Consider the following 23,239-nt stretch of genomic DNA (forward strand, 5'->3'; position numbering starts at 1 on the left):
CAGAAAACTGCGGGTTTCCGCAGTTTTCTTTTCATTATGTCGTTTGTACAATCAGACGATTGATTTTCCTCCAGCCGGCGGGAAGCAGTTGATAATATGTTTTCCCTTTTCTGCCTTCATCAATCAGGATCACGTCCCCTGTGGCCATGAATCTTGCATCATAATCACTCGGAACAGTGTCGAATACATTAAACAAAGAGAATGCTCTTTTCAGCACGTCTTGATGATCGCTCCCGTTCAGTTCAGTTCGATAGACGGCTCTGTAGCCCTTTTTTTCGCCAAACCGGGGTGTCTGAAATATTGTCACGTCATAGGAACAAGACTTCTTTTTAAACACGGATAACATCATCAAGATCCCCTCCCTTTTATTTCTTTAACATATTGGCGTTTTTGCTGTGTTTTCCTCTCTCTATTTTTGTCGAAACCGCTTAATCTTTTCGTCAAAACCTTTTACTAGGAAAAACAGAAGCAAGCCGAGGCTAAAGCCTCCTAACACGTCTGTCACAAAATGAACCCCCAGATACACTCTGCTTATGCCGACTAAAACAGCAATTACACCGGCTATGATATATACCATTTTTTTATGCTTAGACAAAAACGGGAGATGTTTCACTAAAAAGTAAGCAATAACAGGATAGACACAAGCAGCATTCATGGAATGGCCGCTCGGAAAACTGAAGGATGATTCATGAACCAGCGGTGCAAAATCAGGCCTCACTCTTTCGATCCATTCTTTTAAGACTTTGTTTAACAGCCGATCTGTGCCGAATACTAAGAGCATCAACAGGCCGTCCCATGTTTTTCTGTAGAAAAACATGCCTGCTCCAATGATGACAATTAGAGGGAGCAGAAAAGAAGAAGCACCAAGATGCGTGATCCCCGTCATGACTTCATTAAGCCATGGCTGACGGATCAAAACAGCTGCCTTGCTTATTGCTTCATCTGCAGATTGAACAGCATTTGTATGAATGGCCGCAGCTAGAATTAAAAAGAAAAGAAACAAACTAACGGGCTTGTACAATTTTAACCACCTCAATTTTCACAGAAGTCATAGAACATGAATAATAAAACCGGAGCTGACCGCTCCGGTTTTAAGCCTCACTCATCTTCATCCAGCTCTTCATCTATCATACATTTTTCTATCAAATAATCAAAGGTAATATCAGCGATTTCAAACAGCTCATCCTCACTCGGTATGTAGCCCCGTCTTGCAAGCTCTCTGTAAAAAAATTCAGCGATTTCTTCCGTATCAATCACAAGATCTATTTCTTTCATCTCCGTACCGCCTCCTTTTTTATGTTTTATGAAAAAACAGGCTGAATTATACCCGGTGTTCTAAACAATTCTTTCAGTCATATATTGAATAAAAAACGAGCCATGGGAGGCTGACGCTATGATTGCTAAAATGATGGAAGCACTGGACGGAGAAAGATTTGATATCATAATGGAAAAAACGCTCAAAGGAATGACGCGTGTGATGATTTGGGGCTGTCTGCCATATTTTTTATATGTCTTGATCCGTATGTTCACAAATTAACTGAAATGCTCTTTTAAACTTTCCAAAACAAACATCATCATGTCTTTATATTCTTCATCCTGAAACATTTCGTACAGAATTTTGTAGTCATTATAAATATCCAGAAGCTCATCAACAATTGACACAGCAAGGATGTGAAGGGTATCTTGATCTTCATCATCGCCTTCAAACTGAAGAAGAGCAGACGATGCGATATCTTCGCCGATCTCATGGCCAGTTTCTCCGACATAATGGACAAACAACAGCTGATGCACAAACTGGTCCATTTCATATTTTCTAAGCACCAGCGTGAGATCCTCTTCCTCCGTTTCAAGCCACTCTCCATCCTTTAAACGGGTCAGCTCATAAATGATATCTTCCCAGCCATCTTCTAAATATCTCCAAATTTCTGTTCTATGGCCGATAATGCGAAAGAGTTCTTTTCCATAATCTTTAACATAAACAACGTCCCCAATAAGGAATTCATACTCAATATCAAGCTTCTCCATGTCGACAATGACACCCTCATAATCTTTATAAAGCTGAATAGATGATTCAAAGTATAAAACTTCGTTATGATTGACTTCATAAAGATAGTGTTTATCAATTTGGTGTACTTTTGTGATGGTGCCGACTGTTCCATACATAATGACGACTACGATATCCCCTACTTGGAATTTCGGTTTATTTTGCTTCATGGTGTCTCCCCCTCGCCGCAACATTTCTCATACGCTATCGTATGCCGGGTGAAGCCAATTCGCATGGGCATGAAAACCAAAGGAAATATCCAATTATGGTATGGGTATGGACATAAAAAAATCCGCAGTGATCTGCGGATGAAACAGCTATTATCTGCCGTGCACTTCAGACTCGTATTGATCCCAAGCTTCATCAAACGTCGCCATCGTGTGAAGGTAATCAGCATTCAGCTCCAAATATGAACTGATTTCATGATAATCGGTTGATGTTTTTGGAAAGCTGTGATCCTCATACGCCTGATTGGCAAATTCACTGATGCTGTCCTTCGGCTTAGGGTGTCTGTATTTCAATAAATAGTGATAAAAGGATTTCATGGGTTTCCCCTCCTGGTGTCTGTCTTTTGTTGTTCTATTATACAGTTCAAGTGTAAAATTACAACAAAAGAATACTGAAACATGACTCAGGAGAAGTCAAAATAGTTGCGTTTCAAAATTCTTTCTGTCTCCATGAGCTGCTGATATGTCAGGCTTTCAGGCAGTTTTTTTGTTTGAATTAAAAGCAGCTGATCCTCAATCTCCTTAACCGTGTTTTCCTCTTGATAGGTCATACCGCAGGAAGAACATACCATGGCAGGGGTGTCTGTCAGTTCTATAGCCCTCGATCCATCAGGGAGCTCCCAGTACACCGTGTTCCTGCCGGGCACCGCTTCAAGCTCGCCGCACCATTCGCATGTTTTCATGAAGAATCCCCTCCGCATTCAGTCTTTTTCTGTTTTTTCTGCTGCGCCAAAAATTTCTTTTCTTTGAGCTGATCTCTTTTCTCACGCCGATTTTTTAATGTTTCATGCTCCGGATTTGCGATGTATGCCTCTCTCCTTTTGATTCTGTCTACATTTTCAGGTGTAAACGAAACCTCTTTGTCAGCAAAAATGGCACTCAGCCCGATCGGCTCCTTTTTGTCAGCGGTTTCAGGGAAAACGGACTCAAAATAGGCGTCTGCCTGATTGGGGATATAATTCTCTGGTTCCGGATATGACGTAATCACACCTTCAAAATTTCTTAAGATCACTTTGTCAGGACTTTGTGACAGTACATAGTTTGGCTGCAGGGCGATTTTACCGCCGCCGCCTGGTGCGTCAACGACAAAGGTAGGAACCGCATAGCCTGAGGTATGACCTCTCAGCCCTTCAATGATCTCCAAACCTTTGGAAACAGGAGCTCTGAAATGCCCAATTCCTTCTGACAGATCACATTGGTAAATATAATAAGGACGGACTCTGATTTTTACCAAGTCATGCATGAGCTTTTTCATAATTGGAACCGAATCATTAATACCTGCTAATACGACAGCCTGATTTCCGACCGGCACTCCCGCGTTCACCAGCTTTTCACATGCCTCAACGGATTCTTCTGTCATTTCGATGCTTGTGTTAAAATGGGTATTCAGCCAGACCGGATGATATTTTTTCAATATCTCGCACAGATGATCGGTAATGCGCTGCGGAAAGACAACGGGCGCTCTTGTTCCGATTCTGATGACTTCCAGATGCGGAATGCTGCGCAGCTCTTTTAAAATATATTCTAAAATTTGGTCGTTGATGAGCAGCCCATCACCGCCTGAAATTAAACAATCGCGGATTTCGGGTGTTTCCCGGATATAAGCAATTGCAGCATCAAGCTGTTTTTTGGGGACGCCCATTCCGATTTGTCCGGAAAAGCGCCTTCTTGTGCAGTAGCGGCAGTACATGGAACATTGATTCGTGACAAGAAACAGCACACGGTCGGGATAGCGGTGTGTCAGACCGGGTACCGGTGAATCTTCATCCTCATGAAGCGGGTCTTCCAGATCGTATTTTGTTTTGTGCATTTCTTCAGAAAGCGGCACAGACTGCATGCGTACCGGGCATCTCGGATTGTCGGGGTCCATTAAAGAAGCATAGTAAGGTGTAATATTTAAGGGGATCGTTTTGGTAGAAATTCTGACGCCTTCCTCTTCATCCTCGGTCAGATTAATGACTTTCTTTAAATCATCTAACGTTCTTACAGTGTGTGTCAGCTGCCAAAGCCAATCGTTCCATTTCTCTTCCGGAACGTCCTTCCATAACTCGATCTCCTTCCAATGCCGTTTCGGTTTATACCATTTGTTTTTCAAACGAACTCCTCCTCGCGCATATTTTGACTTACAGTTGCTTGCACCAAATATTCATGTTTTCAAGGCCTTCGGCTATAAAGCAATTATTGATCAGCCTTCCGCCATACTGATAACCTGAATGGTACAACACAGCATTCATCCCAAAAGACGAAGCACGGGCGAGAGAAAATACATGAAAGATATCCTTTCCAGCCATTTCTTTTTCTAACGCCTCGATTAAAAAGCTTGTTAACGAATGGCCGCGATATTCCGGTAGCACAGCGCAATCGGTTATTTCTGCATGCCCAAGCTCTGGATTGATTTCTGCGCTTGCTGCGCTGATCAGGCGGTCATGATCAAGCATGATATAATACACCGTATTTGCATTCATCGTCTTTTCAATATAAGCGGGGTCAAATACCGGGGTTGGGTACGTGCGGAATACTTTTTTATACAGCATCGATAGCTGGTACATGTCGTTTGTTTCTGCTTTTCTCATCGTAAAAACGGGTGTACTGTCGTTGCGAAGACGGGGCGCTGTGCGATATATGGCTTCGATGATCTCCTGTTCCTCTGTATAAGAATCTGTTTGTCTCCGGCTTTCTGAAAGGTAACGTACCATGACACAAGCCGAATGGCCGAGATAATAGCCCTTTAGATAGCCCTCCGGCGCAAATAATTGTTTGGCAAGCATTGGCTCATCATGCTGCTTCGCATAGACGATGATTTTTTCTGCATTCTCTTCTTTTGCCGCTGCCACGATATCCGGCAGGGCCTTCTCAATGGCTCCGTCATAACGGACCACTCTGATTCGTTTATTAAAACCGTCATGGTCCAAAACTGCTGTGACACCGCTACTCTTTATTGACTTGAGCATCCGCATCCTCCCCATCTGTATGAAGCCCGCACCAATCCATGACAAAAAGTGCAATAATTTTAGCAGATTCTATCATGGCTTCAACCTCAATGTATTCATTGGCCTGATGAGCCGTTTTTGTTTCCCCCGGCCCGAAAACGATTACTGGTGTATCTCCTGCATGGTACAAAAGCCCTCCATCCGTTCCCCACGGGGAAGCCTCAATAATCGGCTCTGTCTGTTTCATTTTTTGATAGGCTGATTGCAGCACAGAAATTAAAGGGTGATCATCAGGTAAATCATTCGGCAGCCATTGAGCGCCAAACCATTCGACTTGTACGGGATGGCGTTTAAACCATTCGTCATGGTATTCTAAATCCTTCAGCCAGTTTTCCAATTCAAGTTTTACAGCTTCTGGTTTCTCATGGGGAGCAATTCCGCATCTCCCTTCTATGACGACACGGTCTGCAACTGAAGATGGCCAGGCACCGCCTGAGATGGTGCCGATATTCACCGGTACCGGTATTGGGATATTGTCATACAGCGGATCTGAAATTCTCGCATTGCGGACTTTCTCCAGCTCTTGTATCGCTGTGATAACGTGCATGCTTTTTTCAATCGCGCTTACCCCTTCATAGCGTGTGCCCCCATGTGCGGATAATCCCTTCACAGTGATCCGAAACCACATCGAACCCTGCTGCTTAATAAATAGTTTCATATTCGTCGGTTCAGGAATCAGCGCCCCGTCAGCACGATAGCCTCTCATGATGGCGGAAAGTGTACCGGCGCCGCCGCACTCTTCATCTACAACACTCTGAAACAATACATCTCCCTTCAGTTTGACATCGCAGGCGTGCAGGGCTTCTAAAGCAAAAAGAAGGGCTGTATTGCCTCCCTTCATATCCGTTGAGCCGCGGCCGTATATTTTACCGTTTTCTTCGACAGCTTGATACGGTTCATACTTCCAATCCTTTACGCTTCCTTCAGGCACAACATCGATATGGCCGTTCAAAATCAGGGACCTGCCTCCGCCGGCTCCCGTTTTTTTAGCCACGATATTCGGGCTCTCATGAAAATCGGATCGGTTAGATTTAAAGTAGGGATGCTGTTTTAATTGCTTTATGCTTGGCTCCCATACATCAATGTCCATATGAAATTGCCGCAGCTTTTCAAGCACAACAGCTTGGGCGTTAAACTCTGACCCCAATGTGCTTTTTTCCCCAATCAGCCTTTTGAGAAGACGAATGGCTTTGGCCGAATGCTGATCAAGCCACTCGATTACTTTTCTTTCAATGTCTTGCATCCTCATTCCCCCTCTTAAGAAAAAGGCATATCTATTTTGATTTCAGCTTCTGTCAGCCTCGTCACCTCATCGATTGTCGAGCCATTCATCAGCTCTTTTAAAATGAAGTGATGGCTATCGACCTCAAGAACCGCTTTTTCGGTAATAATCAAATCTACACAGCCTGCAGCAGTTAATGGCAGCGTACATCTTTCTGTTAATTTAGGCCTTCCCTTTTGATCTGTATGACTCATGACGACAACCACTTTTTTCGCTTTTTGGGCAAGCTCCATCGCCCCGCCCATACCAGGCACCTTTTTTCCCGGAACAAGCCAATTTGCCAAATCTCCTGATTGGCTCACCTGCAGGGCGCCTAAAATCGTAATGTCAATTTTGCCTTTTCTGATCATCGCAAAAGACATGGTTGTATCAAAATAAGAAGCCCCTTTTACAGCGCGGACAGGATATCCCGCGGCGTTGCATAAATGCGCATCCTCTTCTCCCTTTTCGGGACTTTCTCCAATGCCAAGGACACCGTTTTCCGCTTGAAACATGACCTGCATGTCAGGCTTCAAAAAGTTCGGTACCAAGGAAGGGATACCGATACCGAGATTCACAATCATGCCCTGCTTAATTTCAGTAGCAGCGCGTTTTGCAATCTGTTCTCTTTCTGCTACTCCCAAGCCCATTTCCACTTCACTCCCTCGCTTCGTACAACCCCCTCAACAAAAACCCCCGGTGTGACAATCATTTCTTCAGAAATCTCCCCCATCGGAACGATACGCTCAGCTTCGGCAAAGGTTCTCCTGGCGGCCATTGCCATAAGCGGGTTCATATTGCGCGCGGTTTTGTCATACGTTAGATTGCCGAATTCATCTGCAATGTAAGCATTGATGAAAGCAAAATCAGCCGTCAGCGCCTCTTCAATCAAGTATCGTTTTCCCGCCACTGTTACGATGTCCTTTTTTTCGCAAACCATTTGATTATCAATGCCCACGTCGGTTAAAATACCGCCAAGCCCCGCTCCGCCGGCGCGAATCCGTTCCGCAAGCGTTCCCTGAGGTGAAAATTGAACCTCTAACGTCCCCTCTGTCATCTGTTTTCCGGCTACAGGATTGGAACCGATATGCGAGGCGATCAGGGTTTTGACCCGTTGATTAACAATAAGCGGGCCGATCCCGATATCCGGGAAACCGGCGTCATTGCAAATCACAGTTAAATCCGTTACACCGCTGTCCAATATCGCTTCAATCAATGAAGGAGGCGACCCGACTCCCCCAAAACCGCCAAACATCAGAACCGATCCATCCCGAACATCTGCAATTGCTGTGTCAATGCTGATTGCTTTTTGAAATGGCGCCATTTAATGTCAATCCTTTTTTAAGTTTTTTTCGACCGCTACAACTGTTTCTGAAAAAATAGAGATAAGCTCTTCCATTTCACCGTCTGAAATAGTAAAAGGAGGAGCAATAATGACAGCATCTCCTTCTCCACTGTCTATTCCAGCTTTGGAAGGATAAACAATCAGCCCGCGTTTTTTCGCCTCGCTGACAATAAGCTGGGTTATCGCCTGCTCTGGCAGAAACACTTTCTTCGTTTTTTGGTCTGCCACAAATTCAATGCCTAATAGCAGTCCTTTTCCGCGCACCTCACCTATAATGCCGCTTTGAGATGCCGCCTCATCAAGCTTCTTCTTCAGCACAGCGCCCTTTTTTTCTGATTGTTTGATCAAGCCGTGCTTTAACACATATCGCAAAACTTCAAGAGCAGCTTTGGCTGAATAGGGATGTGCACTATATGTGTGACCGCTCATAATCACACCTGACCCTTGTTTTATGGTTTCAATAATAGAATCAGATACGACGGCAGCAGCAATAGGTGCATACCCCGCACCGAGTCCCTTCCCCAGTACAGCAATATCAGGTACGGTATCCCAATGCTCTGTCGCGAGCATCCTTCCTGTTCTCCCAAGCCCCGTCATCACTTCATCTGCAATAAAAAGCACATCGTGTGTGCGGCATACCTCACTTAATCTCTCATAATATCCCGGAGGCGGAGTAATCGCTGCTCCTGCAGCACCAATAATAGGCTCAGCCACAAAGCCGGCGATGAATTGGCTTCCGATTCTTTTAATCATGGTGTCCAGTTCATCAGCTGCAGTCTGAACAAAGTCTTCTTCCGTCTCGTGATTCAGCCGATAAATATGTGGAGCTGAGATAGCTGGATACCGCTCAATGAGATGGGTGAACCGGTATCTCCTTTCATAAAAACCAGACAATGAAAGCGCTCCCAAAGTTATTCCGTGGTAACTGCTCCATCGAGACAAAAAGATGGATTTTTGTGTTTGCTTTTTTTCCTGCCAATACTGAATGGCGATTTTCATAGCTGTTTCTATCGCTTCTGATCCGCTGTTGACAAAAAAAGACCAATTCACATCTCCGGGCAGCTCCTGTGCCAAGAGAGCGGCTAATTGCTCGGCGGGCTCACTCGTAAACTGTGAGCGGTAAGCAAAAGACACCTGATCAAGCTGTTCTTTCAGCTTCTCAGTCACATCACGAACTCCGTGGCCGATATTACATGTCACCGCACCTGACGAGCCGTCGAGATATTTTTTTCCGGTCTGATCATAAACATATGAACCCTTCGCATAACTGACAACCGGATAGGCCGAGCTAAGCTCTGGCTTAATCAAATAACTGCTCATGCTCCCACCTCAAAACCCCTTTTACCATATTGTATGAGTGTCCAAATGGCGGCATGACGTTCCCCGCAAAAACTTTTTCACATCAAAAGAGCCTTCCTAATAGGGAAGGCTCTTTTGAAATTTCAGCATCTAGCAAATAAAAGCGGCTCCAACAATAATTAATAAAATGAACAAGACAACAATTAACACAAATGTATTTGTCCCGCAGCCAAATCCGTAACCGTACCCAGAGTATCCATACATGCTGTTTTCATCCTTTCTTATCACGATATACGGCATTTTATGCGGGCCAAGTCCCAAATGGTTTGTGCAAACGCCTATTTCATGTAAGGAAATAATGAAATACAGTATGCACCCGCTCATATTTTTTAAACGTCAGCTTTTCGTAAAACTGAGTTGCACCGTCAGTGCTTGCAGCAACTAAGTAGGCTGCTTCCATTCCTAGTGATTTGGCGATGGACAGCATTTCTTTCACTAAGATACTGCCGTAGCCCTTCCTTTGAAACTGATCTAAAATTGCCACTTCTTCGATTTTAGCCGTTTTCTCTTGATGATCGATAAACAGCTCGCCGCACCCAATGGGAACTTTCTGTGCCTGGTCGCTGTAACAAACAACAAGAATGATTATACCTGCTTCATAGAAAGGATATTTTCTTTTTAATTTTTGTTCAGCGATTGCTTCTCCAATATAAATGGAATCGTAAATTTTCATAATAGAAGATCCGTCGCAAAGACTTTTTGCCGTCCCCCATGCGGTTAAAGGATGGCCCATCTGCCCCTTCCAGTCACTAAGCTTCATGTCATATAGTAGCTCATCCTCGACGACAAAACCGCTTTTTACAAGCGACTGCTTCAAGCCGAGCGGAAAAACATGCTGCGGCGACGCTTTTAAATGGAGATAATTCGCATCAAGCAGCTTTGGTACGGAGGGTAAAAAGTTAAGTAACCGCTCCAATGGAAACGTATCATGAAGCTGAACAAAGTTATGAGAAAAAATTTGTGAAAGCTGCGGATCTCTGTATACGCTGTAATGATCAAACGATGCCGATTCAGACGTTAACAATATATATTGATGTTCCGTTTTTGAATAATGTCCTGTCATGAACGTCTCCTTTTTATGACCTATACCTTTACTCTGTTGCAATATTCAATTTCTTTATAATCTCATCGTACACCGGATAAAACGGCTTTCCAATTGGAAATTGCTGAATATTTCGGAAAGAAGCGGAGATTGGCTTCTGATGTAAAAAAAACTTCCTTGCTACTTGTTCACTAATCGGGTGAAAGACGCCGTTTAGAAACAAAAACGGCTCGCGTTCGATGAAAAACACCCGTCGGCCAGGCGGATTTTTGATCAATTCAGATCGTTTCCACGTAATCGGCGGCCCTTCCGGAAGCGTCTCCATCTCTTCTTTTCCAATTGTCACTATGTCTTTTCTTTGAAATTGATAAAATTGAAACGCATACTGGTTCACAATTCGCCTTTTTTTTCCGGCTTCGATATAAAATATTGCAGGATGATTAGCTTCCTTTACTAAAATATAATTCGGAATGTTTAAAATTTTGCCAATCCTATATTGGAATAAATATGGGTCTGGAACAGCGACAGTCCGATTTAGATACAAAAAACCCCACTTTTCTCCAACAGGATGCCTTACACCCTGATCAAAAAAATACACATTTTGATCTGAACCTTTTACAAAAGAGCCGTCAATCAAATCGGCGGGCAGAAACCGATATGCATTTTGAAATGAATCTGGGGTTTTATAGGTTGTGTCTAATACTTCATTTATCGGCAGAAATGGGGTAAAGTTGTTGAGTCTCGCCCAAAAAATTGCGTCTCCATGATTCCAATGCTTCATATCATCATCCCAGTAGCCTCCAAATTTATGGTGGATGAGATTAAGTAACGAACGGCGATGCATAACGGAGCAATGATCAACTTGAAAAGCGGCCTGATCAAGCACTGCATTGGCATTTCTGTAGAAATGTGAGATTTCCTCTCCCCTTTCGTTTACATGTACAACTTTTTGTTTTGAATAGACCGCCTGCGCTTCAGGCTTATGTGAAAACTCTTGCACCATACGGCTCAGCCGCTCAGGATGATAAACAGTGTCGTCAGTAAGATAGGAAATGTAATCGCCGTCTGCAAATGGGAGCGCACTGTTAATTAATGTGGCATAACGGGCTGTTTTTAATCGATCTGCAGGATGCACGAAACTGTTATGATATTGAATGCGCCGGTCATGGAGATACTTGTGAATCACCGCAGTTGTTTCTGCATTCGAATGATCATCCATGATAAAAAGCTCCCAAAGATCATGCGTTTGCTGTATCACGCTTTCGATCGCTTTTTGCAAATAATCGGGTTTGTTGTAACTTGTTAAAATAATAGACACTTTCTCTCCCATCTATACCGCCTCCCGCCGTCAAACATAAAAACGGCTCCGCAGCAAGCAGAGCCTCTGTCATCATTTAAAAAGCACCCCAGCTTACAACACTTGAGAGTGAAACATGAGATCTCGTGTTATTTAACGGGTTTTGGAAAATAACCAAATCAGTCAGAACTTCTTTTACGATGACATTTTGAAGTGTATCTCCGTTGATCAAATTGACTTTTGAAACCGGTACGCCCAGCTCTTTTGCAAAAACAAGCTGGCGTCTGAGGTCAGATGGATTTCCTTCAGAAGACGATTGACGTATCAGCAGAATCAGCAAAAGCAAAATAAAATGCAGATCATCTTGGTTTTCTTCTCGATCCACTTGTTTCTCTAAATCCAAATCATCCCTCTCCCTTATCCTTATCTCTGTTTCACAATATGTGCGACTTCGATTTATGGTATAGGCTATGTCCACTCCATTAAAAAATCAGCATTTTCCTTAAATAGATGAAAAATAGATCAGGTACGGCGTTCGACTCATACCAAATAACATCCGGAAGAATATGATTAACGTGAGTTCACTATCTAATAGGAGGTGTGTGTAATGAGCTCTGAAAATGCACAGTTAAAAAAGGATTTAATTAAAGCCGTTTTAAGCCCTTTATTTCCAACTGCAACAGAAGGAGGAGAAAACATGGATAGTAATCTTAAAGACTTGCTTGAAGCTGCCATCGATCAAAGAGTAGATGAAAGTGAGACGGTTACGGCAGAATCTCTTTTAGACCCTTCCCTTCCGGCAAGATGGATTTTTGCCAGAGTTACGCCAGGCACGACAATCAGCATTGTAACCGATTCGGGAGACATGATCGGGCCGGTTGTCTTCGTTGCTTTCGATCAGGTTCACGGGATCGTATTTGTAACACAGGAAAGTTCCGTCACTCCAGCAGGCCAAGCTACAACATTAATTGATGTAGACAAAGTAGAAAGCGTTACGTTCTTTTCATAACATCCGATGAAAGTGTTGTATATCCAGTCGGGATACGGAGGAATATATTGTTATTTTGATCGCTGGGCTGAAGAATGTTTTCGGAACACTCATACAGAGTATATGTCTGCAGATACACTTGAAACAGAATCTTTGGTGAAGATCGAAACGTTTCAGCCGGACTTCGCACTCTTGATGGTTGGAGACCGCGTTCCTCACGACTGGCTGACCTGGTTAAAGGGTAAGGGTATCCCCGTATATGTTTGGCTGACCGAAGACCCATTTTATATGGATATCAGCCTACAGGTAATCAAGCTCGCTGACGCCATATTAACGATTGAACAAAATGCCGTTCTCTATTATCAAGGGCTCGGCTACCAGAACGTCTATTATGTTCCGATACCAGTTAACCATCGGCTGTTTAAAAAAATGGGCACCGAACATTCCTATCATTCAAATCTGTTAATCATCGGCTATCCTTACCCTAATCGGGTTCAGCTTATGAAAGAAGCGGTCCATCTGCCATTCACGGTTCGGGTAATCGGCAAGGAATGGGGAAAATATCTGCCTAAAAAAGTGCTCAAACAGCCGCATATTGATGTCGTCAGCACATGGGTTCCACCCGAACAGGCCGTTCATTATTATAATGGGGCAGACATCGTAATTAATGCGCATCGTCCCTATCATTTTGCTTTCAACCAAAATACTATGCGCATCAAAAATGCCAGTTTTAATAACCGAACGTTTGATATCGCTGCATGCGAAGCATTTCAATTAACAGATTTACCCGCGGCGCATCCTTTTTCATCCTTTATTTCTTATCACGGCATGAACGACTTTAAGGAAAAAGCCGCTTTCTATATCAACCACCCTGAAGAACGGCAAAAAGCTGCAGCAGCCAATTATAAAGAGACCGTACCCGCATTTACGTTTGATGAGCTTCCTGCAAAACTAAAAGCGATTCATCTGGCGCTTTCTTGAAAAATCGTTCATTGCTATGAACGATTTTTTTATTCATAGAAAAAAGCAGCTGCACAAGCTGCTTTCTATTCTAGCCGTCAGAACGGTCTTTCAGCTTCCTCGGATTTACCTGTTTATGAAGATCAGGCATTTCGCCGAGATGTTGTGCAATTTGTTCCCACGATACAATTTTGAAATTTTGATTGACGGCTTGTCCGTTATCGATATTTTCGCCGTCCTGCGCCACAAAAATCCCGTATGGATATTTTGGGCCAAGTCCGAAACCGAGAACATCAATACCATCCGTGTCACTAGTACCGTCTATTTTCTCGCCATCTGTAATCTCAAAGTTGGCTACATAGCGATTTTCCCCCTGCCGTTCATACATTGCATAGCTGTTATTTCCTTGACTTGAAGCCATGAGATATCCTTTGCCATTTGGTGCATAATAGATTGTCAGTCCTTCAATATCAGCTGTCAAATGATCTCCTGTCGCACGGTCAACAACCTGCCCCTTTGATCCTCCGCCGGGTTCAGCGTTAAATTTCCAGATGGCCTCATCTTCCTCTGCTATGTATAGGTTTCCGTACTCATCATCCGCAACAAGGCCTTCGGTCTGAGAATTCAACTTAAATTCACGCACCTTTTTCCCTGTTACATAACCCTTTCCACCATCAACAATTTCATACTGCTCAAATTCCCCTTGTTTGCCTGTCACTAATGCGTAAAATGCTCCTGTTTTCTGGCTGTGATACAAGCTGAATCCATAAACCTCAGAAATATTGGTGGAAATAGGATGGTTCGGATCTGTAATGCTTTTCAATTTTCCTTTATCCCCGTCAATTGCATATACTTCAATTGTATTTTTTCCTTCGGACCGGTTGGATGCGGCAGCAATATCAATTTTTTCGCCGTTCAATGGAAAATCATAGCGCAGATCGACATTATTGAGCTTGCCAAACTCATAAGAATAAAGCTGTTTTCCGTCTAAATCATACACAACGAGCCCTGACTTCTTATTTGTTGTAATCAACTTGCTTTTTTCCGGGTGTTTTTTATGAACCCAAATGGCCGGGTCATCTGCTGCGTCATCGCCAGATGCGACCGGATCTGTCTCCGTGTGTGCAGTCACTTTGAAAAGATGTTCCTCATTCACATAATGAGCCGACACAGAGGTTGCTGTCAGGCTAAGCAATAAACCCGCGGCAGTGCTTAGCAGCATTGTTTTTGAAACCTTCATTTGGTACCCTCCTCTTTTATCACTATCACTACTATTGTAAAATATATACAGGTGATTACCGTGAGGAAAATGAACCTTTTTTTATAGGGTTTCTGACTCATAAACAACTTATTCCCCAAAGAGGTACGTGAGATGACTTTGCCAGATTTGCTTTTGCGGATCGAAATAAAAATATGTTGAAAATTTAGTACATTGTTTATTTAGTTTTGTTGTTCCCTAGTTACGTCCGTTTTTCCATTTTCTATTAAAAAAGAACACTTTGTGACATGATCATTCCCCTAAATTTTGTTTTATTGGTTGCTTTCATTAATTCGATTACAAAGTTGAACATATGATGCATGGTAGAGAAACGAGAGTTGGAGGATAAGCCATGCCTAAACAGCAAACAGCAGAACTAAAACCATTTTTCCATAACAAAACAGTTTTAGTCACTGGCGGAACGGGTTCAATCGGGAGTCAAATTGTCAAACGCCTTTTGATGCTTACACCTAAACAGGTGATTGTATTCAGCAAAGACGACAGTAAACAGTATGTCATGAGCCAAAAGTATGCGGAGGATAAGCGGCTATTATTTGTACTTGGAGATGTACGCGATCACAGAAGGGTGAATCAGGTGATGAAAGGCGTCGATATCGTCTTTCACGCGGCTGCGCTGAAACAGGTTCCGACATGTGAGGACCATCCATTTGAAGCGATCCAGACCAATCTCATCGGCGGACAAAATGTGGTGGAAGCTGCCCTTTCACACCGAGTGCAGCATGTCATTAATATCAGTACAGATAAAGCAGTATCTCCTGTGAACACAATGGGTGCCACCAAGCTGTTATCTGAAAAGCTGTTTCATCAAGCAAACCGCCACGTCCAAAACAAAGGAACCTTGTTTTGTTCGGTCCGCTTTGGAAATGTTCTCGGTTCCAGAGGTTCGGTCATCCCCATATTATTTGAACAGATGATGGAGGGTGAACCCCTGACCATCACAGACAAAAACATGACCAGATTTTTCATGTCAATAGACGATGCAGCTACATTGACATTACAATCGGCTGCTATTACAAAAGGCGGAGAAACCTTTATTTTCAAAATGGAATCACTGAAACTTGAAGAACTGATTCATGGGTTTGAAGAATATGCATCGCAGCACGGGCTCCCGCGGCCGGCTGCAGTAGAAGTGGGCAAGCGTCCAGGTGAAAAGCTTCACGAAGAATTAACATCTCCACATGAAATTGAATCACTGTATGAATGGGGCAACCTTTATGCGATCCTTCCAGAGCCGGAAAAACATCCTGACTTTCGCAAAGTCAATCTGCCTGGGTATCAATCAGATCAAGCCCCGCTCATTACGAAAGAAAGAATTGCTCAGATTATTGAAGAATTGCATCAAGAGAAAAAGGCATAAAAACAAGCCTGTCTATCCATTAGGCAGGCCTGTTTTTAACACTTTATTTATTAAAGAGATGCAGATAGCTTTCGTATCCTTCTTCTTTTAGCTTATGCTTCGGAACAAACCGCAGCGCTGCTGAATTTATGCAGTAACGAAGTCCGTTTGGACCAGGTCCGTCATTAAATACGTGGCCAAGATGAGAATCAGCAGTTCGGCTTCTTACTTCTGTGCGAATCATGCCGTGGCTCGTGTCCAGTTTTTCTTCCACTTCTTCTTCTTCAATCGGCTTTGTAAAGCTTGGCCAGCCGCAGTGGGAATCAAATTTATCCTTGGATGTAAACAATGGCTTGCCTGACACAATGTCTACATACAACCCTTCTTCCTTATGATCCCAATATTCATTTTGAAATGGCGGCTCCGTGCCGTTATTTTGCGTTACTTCATATTGCATGCGATTTAATGACTTTATTTTTTCTTCTTTATTGTACGCCATTTATTTAGCCCCCCAATGCTCGCTGATAAATCCCGCTCGTCCGGAACCTGTCCGGTAGCGCTGATAATGTGCTGGATTCTTTTTATAAAAATGCTGATGGTAGCCTTCCGCTTCATAGAAAGGTTCAGCTTTTAAAATGTCCGTTACAATCGGATCTTTAAAGATGCCGCTTTCCGCCAGACGTTGCTTGGAAGCTTCCGCAAGCTCCTTTTGTTTATCATTATGATAAAAAATGGCTGCGCGATAGGAACTGCCGCGATCAGCAAACTGCCCCCCGGCATCTGTCGGATCGATTTGCTGCCAAAATAATTCAAGCAGTTTTTCATAAGGGAATACATCAGGATTAAACGTGATTTGAACGGCTTCACGATGTCCCGTCGTTTCACTGCACACCTCTTCGTACGTAGGGTTTTCAGTATGGCCGCCTGTATACCCGGACACCACTTTTTCAATTCCCGGCTGTTCGTCAAAAGGTTTAACCATACACCAAAAACAGCCTCCTGCAAATGTGGCGATTTCTTTTTTTTCAGACATACTGGTGCCTCCTTTGTTAATACGTGGTATTATTATATTATAGCATGTAAAAATAGAATGAAAATGATTCTGCTTTTCAATAAAATCTATAGGTTTTAAGCAATATGCTTATGTAATGGAGGTTCACAAATTTGAAAGTAAGAACACAGATGATGTACGATATGGAAACTTTACTCCGTAAAGTCTTTAAACAAATACGCAATGAAATCAATGAAATTTTAGATAAAGAGCTGTCGCGGAATGAATTCACCATTCTTCGAATCCTTAGTGAACAAGGGCCTAAAAAAGTCACTGAATTTGCGCCTATTTTAGAGGTATCGGCAAGCCACATTACGGCTGTGACCGATGCGCTGGTAGAAAAGGAATGGATTACGAGAATCAGATCGAAGGAAGACAGACGCATCATCCGCATTCATATCACTGAAGCGGGCGAAAAAGTCCTTCAGCACTTTAACGAGAAAAAAACGGAATATTTCTTTAAACGCTTTGACTGCTACACTGATGCTGAACTTGCCACGTTAATCGAGCTCTTCAGCAAACTTGATAAAAAACGGTGAAAAAAAGCACATACCGATATATAGGTATGTGCTTTTCGCAGTGCTTCACTTATTTTTCAGTAAACAGCTTCATTGCTTTCCAGCGGCCATATCTATAATACAAAAATGCCGCGCAGCTGCTAAATAAAAAACTCATTCCGATTCCAAGCCCGATTCCTTTTTGTCCAAGCCAAGCTGAAAATAGAGCTGTGAAAGGATATCTCAACACCCAAAACGAGATTAAATTTAATACCAGAACCTGCAGCATCGCTCCCGCGGCCCTGACGATTCCGTTCAGCACAAAATTAATCCCAATAAAAGGGTAGAAAAACGCGATCCACTTCAAATATTGTTCACCAAATGCGACCGCATCAGGCTCACTGATAAATAACCTTATGAGATATTTACCAAATACCCAAATCATAACCGCAATCACCAGCATGCAGGAAATAACAGCTATCACACCTAGCCTTGCAATTGTTCCCACTCTTTTTTCGTTTCCGATTCCCATATTTTGCCCTGCCATACTATTGACGGCCGTACCGGCAGCCATTGCTGGAAGCGTGATGATGCTATCAAGCCGCTGCACCGCGCCAAAGCCTGATACCACGTGATCCCCGTATGAGTTAACAACACTCATAATCGCCATCATACCGCCTGTAATCACCATCATCTGCAGACCTGCCGGAATCCCGAGTTTCAAAATCAGCGCGGACTCTTCCCACTTGGGCATTCTCGGAATCGAGAATGGCACAAGCTTGTGTTTGATGACATAAAACAACCCATACAAAAACGCAATGCCCTGTGACAAAATCGTTGAATAAGCCGCTCCCGCTATTCCCATGCGGAACACAGAAATAAAGAGCGGCGCAAGCACTGTATTCAGTACAACAGCAAACGCAATAAACCGGAGAGGTGTCTTGCTGTCGCCCAGCGCACGAAGCACAGTACTGATAAAGTTATAACCAAACAAAAATAAAATGCCGATAAATTGAATCTGTAAATACGTCTCAGCAAGCGGTATCATTGACTCCGGCGTTTTTAGAAGACGCAGTAAAAGCTCTGAGAGAAAAAAACCGGCCGCGCCGAATCCGATGCTTAGGCCTGTTAATAAAACAACAAAAGCGTTAATATACGACGCCATTCCTTTTACATCATCTTTTCCTTTTTGCTGAGATAAAATGGTTAACGTCGCATTGTTAAGGCCCAAAATAAAAGACAGCACGGTCAAAACAATCGTGCTTGATACCGCGGCTGCCCCAAGGGCCTTTGCCCCCAATAAATTGCCGATCCACAAGCTGTCTATAAATTGAAAGGAAACCTGCAATGCGTTTCCGAGCATAATAGGCATTGAAAACAGTACAAGCTGTTTCAGCACGTTCCCCTGTGTAAAATCGTATGCTTTCATCTTTTCTCCTTGTGTTCTCGAATTTTCTTTGGACCGCACGAAAAAAGAGACGTTGTTTCATGTCTCTTTTTTCATGACTTATCGGTTTTTTTTCGGTCTCGCATACCGAATGTAAACACCATCACACTTAGGAACAAGGCACAATAGGAAACATTCAAATACATTTGATCCATGTCTTCAGCAGCCAGATGATGATAAGCAAGCCAGCCGAAATACAGGGAAAATGTAAAGGATAATAAACTGAAATACTGGTAAATCCGTTTCATTTTCAGTCACCTCTATTGTTTAGGATGGTAATAGGAAAACTCAATTTCATCTTTTTCTAAATTTATCTTATCCGCTTTGACATACATTCCATTCGTTAAAGGCATTTCTGACAAACGCACTTCAATGCTTTTATCCCCGGGGTGAACATGGACAAATGACGGCAATTCATAAAAGCTGTCCATATAATTTAACACAAAGCTAATTGGTATACTCAATTTCCCTAACGAAAATTTCGTGACATTCAGCTCTACATCACCGTTTTTTTTCACGGTCGGCTCAAAAGCGATAAACGCATCAATAGACGTGGAAAATGCCTTGATTTTCCCTGCGACATGAACATCATCATCAATCTCTACTTTATAATCAAGCTTGTTTGATGCTTTGTCGTTTAAATATGAGTTAACAAACGCAGCTAATGATTCTTTTGTGCTTGTCACTTGAAATCCATACTCGCTCTCAGATGCATCTTTCACCTGAGCCTGTTCCCCCGGGAGCAAAACAAGTGCCACAAACCCGGCGGCGAGGATAAAATTAATTGCAAGCAATATAAAAAACAGTCGCTTCCACTTATTCATGCTGTCACCCTACTCTTTCGGTAATCCTTCTTTTTTAATGGCTTGATAGACGCGCTTTGCGATAAGAGAATAACCCGTACCATTAGGATGAAAATCATCTTCCTCAGAAATTCGGCTGCTGTCACTTTTTTGATTGAACAAATCTTCGATATGAACGATTTTTGCATGTTTATCTTTTTTCAGCTCTTTTTCAGCAATATGGTTCCAATCCGTGACGACACCATTTATTTCATTTAGTTCTGATAATGTAAATGTAAACGGATTGTACATGCTGACATAAATCAGCTCAGCGTGATCATTCAGCTCGCGAATTTCAGAAATGATTTTTTCAAAGCGCTTTTCGTACGGTTTTTCCGCTTCCTGAAACGGTTCAACGGTTAATTGCAGAAAGTTTTGGCGAAGGATTTTCATCAAATCATTACCGCCAATTGTAAAAAAGACATAATCTGCGTCCTTTATGCCTTTTTGAACCTTTTTATCTTTTAGTTTTTCTAATAAATCATCCGAACGGTTCCCTTTTACGGCATAATTTTTCACGTCGACCGTTTTGACTTGTTTATCTGACCGGATAGAATCCGCCACCTTGCCGACATATCCCTTTCCGTCGGGATCTCCGACTCCTTCTGTAAGCGAATCTCCGACAGCCGCTATGACAATGTGTTCTTTTGTTTTCGTTTCATGGGCTTTTTGTTTTCCCTCAGATGATGTACGTATGCTCGTACACGCAGTAAGAAGCAAAATCAAACTGGCCATGATTGAAAAAATGCGCAGCTTCAATCTTGTTGCTCCTTCCCATTCTACTAGTGGAAAGTGTATCATGTTTTAGAAGATTTGCAAATGCCTAGTCTTCTAGCTTACTTGAGTGCGCCTGCTGATTTTACATCGGCGATAATTTCATCGTACGGTGTATTTTCCACTCCATTATAATCTTTCAGCACCTTGCCGTTCGGGCCTACTAACCAAAAAGAAGATTGATGAATGACTTGGTCCTGTCCCTCAGGTTTCTTCACAATCGCCTTAAAGCTCTTAAGTGCGAACTCTTCAATCTCACTCTGGCTGTATCCGGTGAGAAAATCCCAGTTATCAAAAGATAATGGATAATTTGCGGCAAATTTCTTCAGCTGTTTCGGCTTATCGTTTTCTGGGTCAACACTAAATGATATGATACGGACATCTATATTTTCGGCTTTCAGTTTTTTTTGCAGATCGGTCATATGAGCGGTCATTGGCGGACATATAGTTTCACAATTGGTAAAAATAAAATCCGCCAGCCATACTTCTCCTTTTAAACTCTCTAAAGAAACGTTCTTGCCGTCTTGGTTTTGAAATGTAAAAGGCTCCACCTCGTAATTGAGCGGATTTTTAATCTGCTGTCCTCCGCATGCACACAAAAACAGAAAAAACAGCCCAGCCGTTAACCCCTTGATAACCTTCATGACATCCATCCTTTCCAGCCAGCATAAAAACGCTTTCTAAAACCGTCCTTACTGTCCCATGTTTGTATTCGATACTGAGCAAAAAAAATCCTGCATGCCTCCCCATTAACGATTACAAAGGAGGGCATGCAGGTAAAAAACGGCATGTTACGCGTTGTGCTTTAACACCTCTTGATGAAATACAGCCTGATAATCTGCCCACTTCATCCGCCGCTTCATATAATGTCGGAAAGAATACACTTTTGCCCTGCTGTTTGATGAAAACACTTCTTTTAAGTAGAATTGCAAATGGTGATGTAACATAAAGAAATAGTGCTCATCTTCCTTTAATACAGGTATTTCTGTCACTTTCACCTGAATCCCGTCACCGCGTTTGAACTCTAGGCTTTTGAGTAACAAGCTATCAATCCTCTTTTTTGTTTTTCTTCTATTATATATGATGCCAGCCGGGCTGTCTGTCATTTTGCGCGGTTGTGTAAAAAAATTAGATTAGCAAATGGAACAAGTCCTCATCCTTGTTCACCTCTACATAATGAAACGGTTTTTTGTTCATCCGTTCAATCAGCGGCCCATAATCGGCTTTGTTCTGCAGCTCGATGCCGACAAGAGCAGGTCCATTGCTTTTATTATTTTTCTTCGTATATTCAAACCTTGTAATGTCATCATTCGGCCCGAGGACTTCGTCAAGAAATTCGCGGAGCGCCCCCGCTCTTTGCGGAAAGTTGACGATAAAATAATGCTGAAGACCTTCAAAAATCAAGGAACGCTCCTTCATTTCCTGCATTCTTCCGATATCGTTATTGCCCCCGCTTACCACACACACCACGTTTTTCCCTTTAATTTCATCCTTATACAAATCAAGCGCTGCGACAGAAAGAGCTCCAGCCGGTTCAGCAACAACCGCACATTCGTTATATAATTCAAGAATGGATGTACATACTTTTCCTTCAGGCACAAGGAGAATGTCATCAACGACAGTTTCCAGCGTCCGGAAGGTTTCCTCGCCAATTTTTTTAACAGCCGCACCATCTACAAACTTATCAATTTTATCAAGTGTGACGACATGCCCAGCTTTGTTTGATTCAAAGTAGGATGCCGCTCCCGCCGGCTCAACAGCAATTACCTTTGTATCAGGAGACACGTTTTTCAAATATGTACCTACCCCAGAAAGAAGGCCGCCGCCTCCGACACTTGCAAAAAGAAAATGCGGTTCTGTATCAATGTCGTTTAAAATCTCGACTGCGAGCGTTCCCTGTCCGGCCATCACATCCGGATCATCGAACGGATGGATAAACGTCCGAGATTCCGCCTCACAGCATTCAGCAGCGCTTTTATACGCGTCGTCAAACGTATCGCCTGTCAAAATAATATCGATAAATCCTTTTCCGAATAGTTCAACTTGAGATACTTTTTGTCTCGGTGTAGTAGACGGCATAAAAATTTTCCCGTGAATGCCAAGATGTTTACACGAAAATGCCACACCTTGAGCGTGGTTTCCGGCACTTGCACACACAACTCCGTTCTCTGTCTGCTCGCTGGAAAGCTGTTTCATTTTATGATAAGCCCCTCTGAGCTTAAAAGATCTGACAACTTGCAAGTCTTCGCGTTTTAAATAGATATTGCATTCATATCTCTCAGAAAGTCTGTCATTCCTCTGCAAAGGTGTGTGAATGACAACGTCCTTTACGTTTTGGTGAGCCTTCAAAATGTCTTTCACTTGGATGAGAGAGTTTTCTTTAAGCAACGGTTTCATGTACAGATTCCTTTCTTGTTTTAAATCCCTATTTAATATGCCATTATAACATGAATATTCAAAAAATAAGACAATTATTTTTATTTAATAATTAAAAAAATAC

General features: G+C 42.7%; 31 protein-coding genes and 1 pseudogene. 5 read left to right on the top strand and 27 right to left on the bottom strand.

The window, feature by feature from the left end:
* Positions 1–34 precede the first annotated feature (34 nt).
* The 3 genes from yodL to MKX38_RS10445 all read right to left on the bottom strand — a co-directional run bounded on the left by yodL (position 35) and on the right by MKX38_RS10445 (position 1,275).
* The gene (gene yodL, locus MKX38_RS10435) at positions 35–349 is read right to left on the bottom strand and encodes a shape determination protein YodL (RefSeq protein ID WP_004399431.1); all 315 of its coding nucleotides are present in this window, start codon (positions 347–349) and stop codon (positions 35–37) included.
* Between the two features lie 60 nt (positions 350–409).
* Positions 410–1,021, bottom strand: coding sequence for a phosphatidylglycerophosphatase PgpB (gene pgpB, locus MKX38_RS10440; protein WP_004399336.1), 612 nt, complete (start codon positions 1,019–1,021; stop codon positions 410–412).
* Positions 1,022–1,098: 77 nt separating this feature from the next.
* Positions 1,099–1,275, bottom strand: a complete 177-nt coding sequence (locus tag MKX38_RS10445; protein WP_003231166.1) for a YozD family protein — start codon at positions 1,273–1,275, stop codon at positions 1,099–1,101.
* A 118-nt stretch (positions 1,276–1,393) separates the two neighbouring features.
* Between MKX38_RS10445 and MKX38_RS10450 the strand changes: the two genes are divergently transcribed.
* A complete protein-coding gene (locus tag MKX38_RS10450; protein WP_003231164.1) occupies positions 1,394–1,537 on the top strand; it encodes a hypothetical protein in 144 nt (47 codons plus the stop codon).
* On the opposite strand, the gene MKX38_RS10455 is transcribed toward MKX38_RS10450, so the two are convergent.
* From MKX38_RS10455 to cgeC, 14 genes and pseudogenes are all read right to left on the bottom strand, one after another.
* Positions 1,534–2,214 carry a hypothetical protein gene (locus MKX38_RS10455; RefSeq protein WP_014477102.1) on the bottom strand — a complete coding sequence of 227 codons (681 nt, stop codon included), beginning with the start codon at positions 2,212–2,214 and terminating at the stop codon, positions 1,534–1,536. The genes MKX38_RS10450 and MKX38_RS10455 overlap by 4 nt on opposite strands.
* Positions 2,215–2,364: 150 nt before the next feature.
* Positions 2,365–2,589, bottom strand: a complete 225-nt coding sequence (locus tag MKX38_RS10460; protein ID WP_003231160.1) for a YozE family protein — start codon at positions 2,587–2,589, stop codon at positions 2,365–2,367.
* A gap of 86 nt (positions 2,590–2,675) precedes the next feature.
* Positions 2,676–2,954 (bottom strand): YokU family protein, encoded by a 279-nt coding sequence (locus tag MKX38_RS10465; protein WP_032722011.1) that lies wholly within the window; start codon positions 2,952–2,954, stop codon positions 2,676–2,678.
* Positions 2,951–4,366: a lysine 2,3-aminomutase gene (gene ablA / locus MKX38_RS10470; protein ID WP_167408235.1), complete on the bottom strand. Its 1,416-nt coding sequence runs from the start codon at positions 4,364–4,366 to the stop codon at positions 2,951–2,953. The genes MKX38_RS10465 and ablA overlap by 4 nt, the downstream gene beginning before the upstream one ends.
* A gap of 28 nt (positions 4,367–4,394) precedes the next feature.
* Positions 4,395–5,222: a putative beta-lysine N-acetyltransferase gene (gene ablB / locus MKX38_RS10475; protein ID WP_015251880.1), complete on the bottom strand. Its 828-nt coding sequence runs from the start codon at positions 5,220–5,222 to the stop codon at positions 4,395–4,397.
* Positions 5,200–6,510, bottom strand: coding sequence for a peptidase (locus MKX38_RS10480; RefSeq protein WP_010886532.1), 1,311 nt, complete (start codon positions 6,508–6,510; stop codon positions 5,200–5,202). The genes ablB and MKX38_RS10480 overlap by 23 nt, the downstream gene beginning before the upstream one ends.
* 8 nt (positions 6,511–6,518) lie before the next feature.
* Positions 6,519–7,172, bottom strand: a complete 654-nt coding sequence (locus tag MKX38_RS10485; RefSeq protein WP_004399417.1) for a 3-oxoacid CoA-transferase subunit B — start codon at positions 7,170–7,172, stop codon at positions 6,519–6,521.
* The gene (locus MKX38_RS10490; protein WP_003230839.1) at positions 7,157–7,846 is read right to left on the bottom strand and encodes a CoA transferase subunit A; all 690 of its coding nucleotides are present in this window, start codon (positions 7,844–7,846) and stop codon (positions 7,157–7,159) included. The genes MKX38_RS10485 and MKX38_RS10490 overlap by 16 nt, the downstream gene beginning before the upstream one ends.
* A gap of 6 nt (positions 7,847–7,852) precedes the next feature.
* Positions 7,853–9,187, bottom strand: a complete 1,335-nt coding sequence (locus MKX38_RS10495; protein ID WP_339187099.1) for an aspartate aminotransferase family protein — start codon at positions 9,185–9,187, stop codon at positions 7,853–7,855.
* A pseudogene (locus MKX38_RS10500) lies at positions 9,168–9,323 on the bottom strand (hypothetical protein). The gene MKX38_RS10495 and the pseudogene MKX38_RS10500 overlap by 20 nt, the downstream one beginning before the upstream one ends.
* On the bottom strand, positions 9,317–9,430 hold the full coding sequence (gene yoyG / locus MKX38_RS10505) for a YhzE/YjcZ family sporulation protein YoyG (protein WP_003218179.1): 114 nt from the start codon (positions 9,428–9,430) through the stop codon (positions 9,317–9,319). Before yoyG ends, MKX38_RS10500 begins: the two are co-directional and overlap by 7 nt.
* A gap of 79 nt (positions 9,431–9,509) precedes the next feature.
* Complete coding sequence (gene cgeE / locus MKX38_RS10510) at positions 9,510–10,289, bottom strand: spore maturation N-acetyltransferase CgeE (RefSeq protein WP_167559531.1); 780 nt, start codon at positions 10,287–10,289, stop codon at positions 9,510–9,512.
* A 28-nt stretch (positions 10,290–10,317) separates the two neighbouring features.
* The gene (gene cgeD, locus MKX38_RS10515; RefSeq protein WP_167559530.1) at positions 10,318–11,598 is read right to left on the bottom strand and encodes a spore maturation glycosyltransferase CgeD; all 1,281 of its coding nucleotides are present in this window, start codon (positions 11,596–11,598) and stop codon (positions 10,318–10,320) included.
* A gap of 64 nt (positions 11,599–11,662) precedes the next feature.
* Complete coding sequence (cgeC, locus tag MKX38_RS10520) at positions 11,663–11,968, bottom strand: spore maturation protein CgeC (protein WP_003230826.1); 306 nt, start codon at positions 11,966–11,968, stop codon at positions 11,663–11,665.
* 204 nt (positions 11,969–12,172) lie between these two features.
* Here cgeC and cgeA point away from each other — a divergent pair, with 204 nt between their 5' ends.
* Positions 12,173–12,574, top strand: coding sequence for a spore crust protein CgeA (cgeA, locus tag MKX38_RS10525; RefSeq protein ID WP_017697128.1), 402 nt, complete (start codon positions 12,173–12,175; stop codon positions 12,572–12,574).
* Between the two features lie 6 nt (positions 12,575–12,580).
* Positions 12,581–13,534, top strand: coding sequence for a spore maturation protein CgeB (gene cgeB / locus MKX38_RS10530; RefSeq protein ID WP_167559529.1), 954 nt, complete (start codon positions 12,581–12,583; stop codon positions 13,532–13,534).
* 70 nt (positions 13,535–13,604) lie between these two features.
* Here the strand turns inward: cgeB and MKX38_RS10535 are convergent, their stop codons facing one another.
* Positions 13,605–14,753 (bottom strand): phytase, encoded by a 1,149-nt coding sequence (locus tag MKX38_RS10535; protein ID WP_339187105.1) that lies wholly within the window; start codon positions 14,751–14,753, stop codon positions 13,605–13,607.
* A 370-nt stretch (positions 14,754–15,123) separates the two neighbouring features.
* Between MKX38_RS10535 and MKX38_RS10540 the strand changes: the two genes are divergently transcribed.
* Positions 15,124–16,149, top strand: a complete 1,026-nt coding sequence (locus MKX38_RS10540) for a nucleoside-diphosphate sugar epimerase/dehydratase (protein ID WP_003230816.1) — start codon at positions 15,124–15,126, stop codon at positions 16,147–16,149.
* A gap of 43 nt (positions 16,150–16,192) precedes the next feature.
* On the opposite strand, the gene msrB is transcribed toward MKX38_RS10540, so the two are convergent.
* Complete coding sequence (gene msrB / locus MKX38_RS10545) at positions 16,193–16,627, bottom strand: peptide-methionine (R)-S-oxide reductase MsrB (RefSeq protein WP_014480061.1); 435 nt, start codon at positions 16,625–16,627, stop codon at positions 16,193–16,195.
* The gene (gene msrA, locus MKX38_RS10550; protein ID WP_014477117.1) at positions 16,628–17,161 is read right to left on the bottom strand and encodes a peptide-methionine (S)-S-oxide reductase MsrA; all 534 of its coding nucleotides are present in this window, start codon (positions 17,159–17,161) and stop codon (positions 16,628–16,630) included.
* 131 nt (positions 17,162–17,292) lie between these two features.
* On the opposite strand from msrA, the gene MKX38_RS10555 reads away from it, so the two are divergent.
* Complete coding sequence (locus MKX38_RS10555) at positions 17,293–17,718, top strand: MarR family transcriptional regulator (protein ID WP_004398634.1); 426 nt, start codon at positions 17,293–17,295, stop codon at positions 17,716–17,718.
* 49 nt (positions 17,719–17,767) lie between these two features.
* Here the strand turns inward: MKX38_RS10555 and MKX38_RS10560 are convergent, their stop codons facing one another.
* The 7 genes from MKX38_RS10560 to ilvA form a co-directional block, all read right to left on the bottom strand.
* Positions 17,768–19,105, bottom strand: coding sequence for an MATE family efflux transporter (locus MKX38_RS10560; RefSeq protein WP_339187108.1), 1,338 nt, complete (start codon positions 19,103–19,105; stop codon positions 17,768–17,770).
* Positions 19,106–19,176: 71 nt separating this feature from the next.
* Positions 19,177–19,371 carry a protein YpmT gene (gene ypmT / locus MKX38_RS10565; RefSeq protein WP_003230808.1) on the bottom strand — a complete coding sequence of 65 codons (195 nt, stop codon included), beginning with the start codon at positions 19,369–19,371 and terminating at the stop codon, positions 19,177–19,179.
* A 12-nt stretch (positions 19,372–19,383) separates the two neighbouring features.
* Positions 19,384–19,947, bottom strand: a complete 564-nt coding sequence (locus MKX38_RS10570; protein ID WP_003230807.1) for a YpmS family protein — start codon at positions 19,945–19,947, stop codon at positions 19,384–19,386.
* A gap of 9 nt (positions 19,948–19,956) precedes the next feature.
* Positions 19,957–20,724 carry an SGNH/GDSL hydrolase family protein gene (locus MKX38_RS10575; protein ID WP_003245956.1) on the bottom strand — a complete coding sequence of 256 codons (768 nt, stop codon included), beginning with the start codon at positions 20,722–20,724 and terminating at the stop codon, positions 19,957–19,959.
* A 77-nt stretch (positions 20,725–20,801) separates the two neighbouring features.
* Positions 20,802–21,383 carry a cytochrome c oxidase assembly accessory protein ScuA gene (gene scuA / locus MKX38_RS10580; RefSeq protein ID WP_038429192.1) on the bottom strand — a complete coding sequence of 194 codons (582 nt, stop codon included), beginning with the start codon at positions 21,381–21,383 and terminating at the stop codon, positions 20,802–20,804.
* 147 nt (positions 21,384–21,530) lie between these two features.
* Entirely contained in the window at positions 21,531–21,782 is a 252-nt protein-coding gene (locus MKX38_RS10585; protein ID WP_004399020.1) for a DUF2535 family protein, read from the bottom strand.
* Positions 21,783–21,867: 85 nt separating this feature from the next.
* Positions 21,868–23,136 (bottom strand): threonine ammonia-lyase IlvA, encoded by a 1,269-nt coding sequence (gene ilvA, locus MKX38_RS10590; RefSeq protein WP_014480067.1) that lies wholly within the window; start codon positions 23,134–23,136, stop codon positions 21,868–21,870.
* Positions 23,137–23,239: the final 103 nt, after the last annotated feature.

This window comes from Bacillus sp. FSL M8-0025, assembly GCF_037975475.1.
GTDB classification, from domain to species: domain Bacteria; phylum Bacillota; class Bacilli; order Bacillales; family Bacillaceae; genus Bacillus; species Bacillus subtilis.

Coding starts and splice junctions, on each gene's coding strand:
- cgeA (WP_017697128.1), top strand. CDS start 12,173: ATGAGCTCTGAAAATGCACAGTTAAAAAAGGATTTAATTAAAGCCGTT.
- MKX38_RS10535 (WP_339187105.1), bottom strand. CDS start 14,753: ATGAAGGTTTCAAAAACAATGCTGCTAAGCACTGCCGCGGGTTTATTG.
- scuA (WP_038429192.1), bottom strand. CDS start 21,383: ATGAAGGTTATCAAGGGGTTAACGGCTGGGCTGTTTTTTCTGTTTTTG.
- MKX38_RS10460 (WP_003231160.1), bottom strand. CDS start 2,589: ATGAAATCCTTTTATCACTATTTATTGAAATACAGACACCCTAAGCCG.
- msrB (WP_014480061.1), bottom strand. CDS start 16,627: ATGGCGTACAATAAAGAAGAAAAAATAAAGTCATTAAATCGCATGCAA.
- cgeD (WP_167559530.1), bottom strand. CDS start 11,598: ATGGGAGAGAAAGTGTCTATTATTTTAACAAGTTACAACAAACCCGAT.
- MKX38_RS10465 (WP_032722011.1), bottom strand. CDS start 2,954: ATGAAAACATGCGAATGGTGCGGCGAGCTTGAAGCGGTGCCCGGCAGG.
- msrA (WP_014477117.1), bottom strand. CDS start 17,161: ATGTCTGAAAAAAAAGAAATCGCCACATTTGCAGGAGGCTGTTTTTGG.
- MKX38_RS10445 (WP_003231166.1), bottom strand. CDS start 1,275: ATGAAAGAAATAGATCTTGTGATTGATACGGAAGAAATCGCTGAATTT.
- yoyG (WP_003218179.1), bottom strand. CDS start 9,430: ATGTATGGATACTCTGGGTACGGTTACGGATTTGGCTGCGGGACAAAT.
- cgeE (WP_167559531.1), bottom strand. CDS start 10,289: ATGACAGGACATTATTCAAAAACGGAACATCAATATATATTGTTAACG.
- MKX38_RS10485 (WP_004399417.1), bottom strand. CDS start 7,172: ATGGGCTTGGGAGTAGCAGAAAGAGAACAGATTGCAAAACGCGCTGCT.
- cgeB (WP_167559529.1), top strand. CDS start 12,581: ATGAAAGTGTTGTATATCCAGTCGGGATACGGAGGAATATATTGTTAT.
- MKX38_RS10480 (WP_010886532.1), bottom strand. CDS start 6,510: ATGAGGATGCAAGACATTGAAAGAAAAGTAATCGAGTGGCTTGATCAG.
- MKX38_RS10495 (WP_339187099.1), bottom strand. CDS start 9,187: ATGAGCAGTTATTTGATTAAGCCAGAGCTTAGCTCGGCCTATCCGGTT.
- MKX38_RS10560 (WP_339187108.1), bottom strand. CDS start 19,105: ATGAAAGCATACGATTTTACACAGGGGAACGTGCTGAAACAGCTTGTA.
- yodL (WP_004399431.1), bottom strand. CDS start 349: ATGATGTTATCCGTGTTTAAAAAGAAGTCTTGTTCCTATGACGTGACA.
- ablB (WP_015251880.1), bottom strand. CDS start 5,222: ATGCTCAAGTCAATAAAGAGTAGCGGTGTCACAGCAGTTTTGGACCAT.
- ilvA (WP_014480067.1), bottom strand. CDS start 23,136: ATGAAACCGTTGCTTAAAGAAAACTCTCTCATCCAAGTGAAAGACATT.
- MKX38_RS10490 (WP_003230839.1), bottom strand. CDS start 7,846: ATGGCGCCATTTCAAAAAGCAATCAGCATTGACACAGCAATTGCAGAT.
- ypmT (WP_003230808.1), bottom strand. CDS start 19,371: ATGAAACGGATTTACCAGTATTTCAGTTTATTATCCTTTACATTTTCC.
- MKX38_RS10540 (WP_003230816.1), top strand. CDS start 15,124: ATGCCTAAACAGCAAACAGCAGAACTAAAACCATTTTTCCATAACAAA.
- MKX38_RS10455 (WP_014477102.1), bottom strand. CDS start 2,214: ATGAAGCAAAATAAACCGAAATTCCAAGTAGGGGATATCGTAGTCGTC.
- MKX38_RS10450 (WP_003231164.1), top strand. CDS start 1,394: ATGATTGCTAAAATGATGGAAGCACTGGACGGAGAAAGATTTGATATC.
- MKX38_RS10570 (WP_003230807.1), bottom strand. CDS start 19,947: ATGAATAAGTGGAAGCGACTGTTTTTTATATTGCTTGCAATTAATTTT.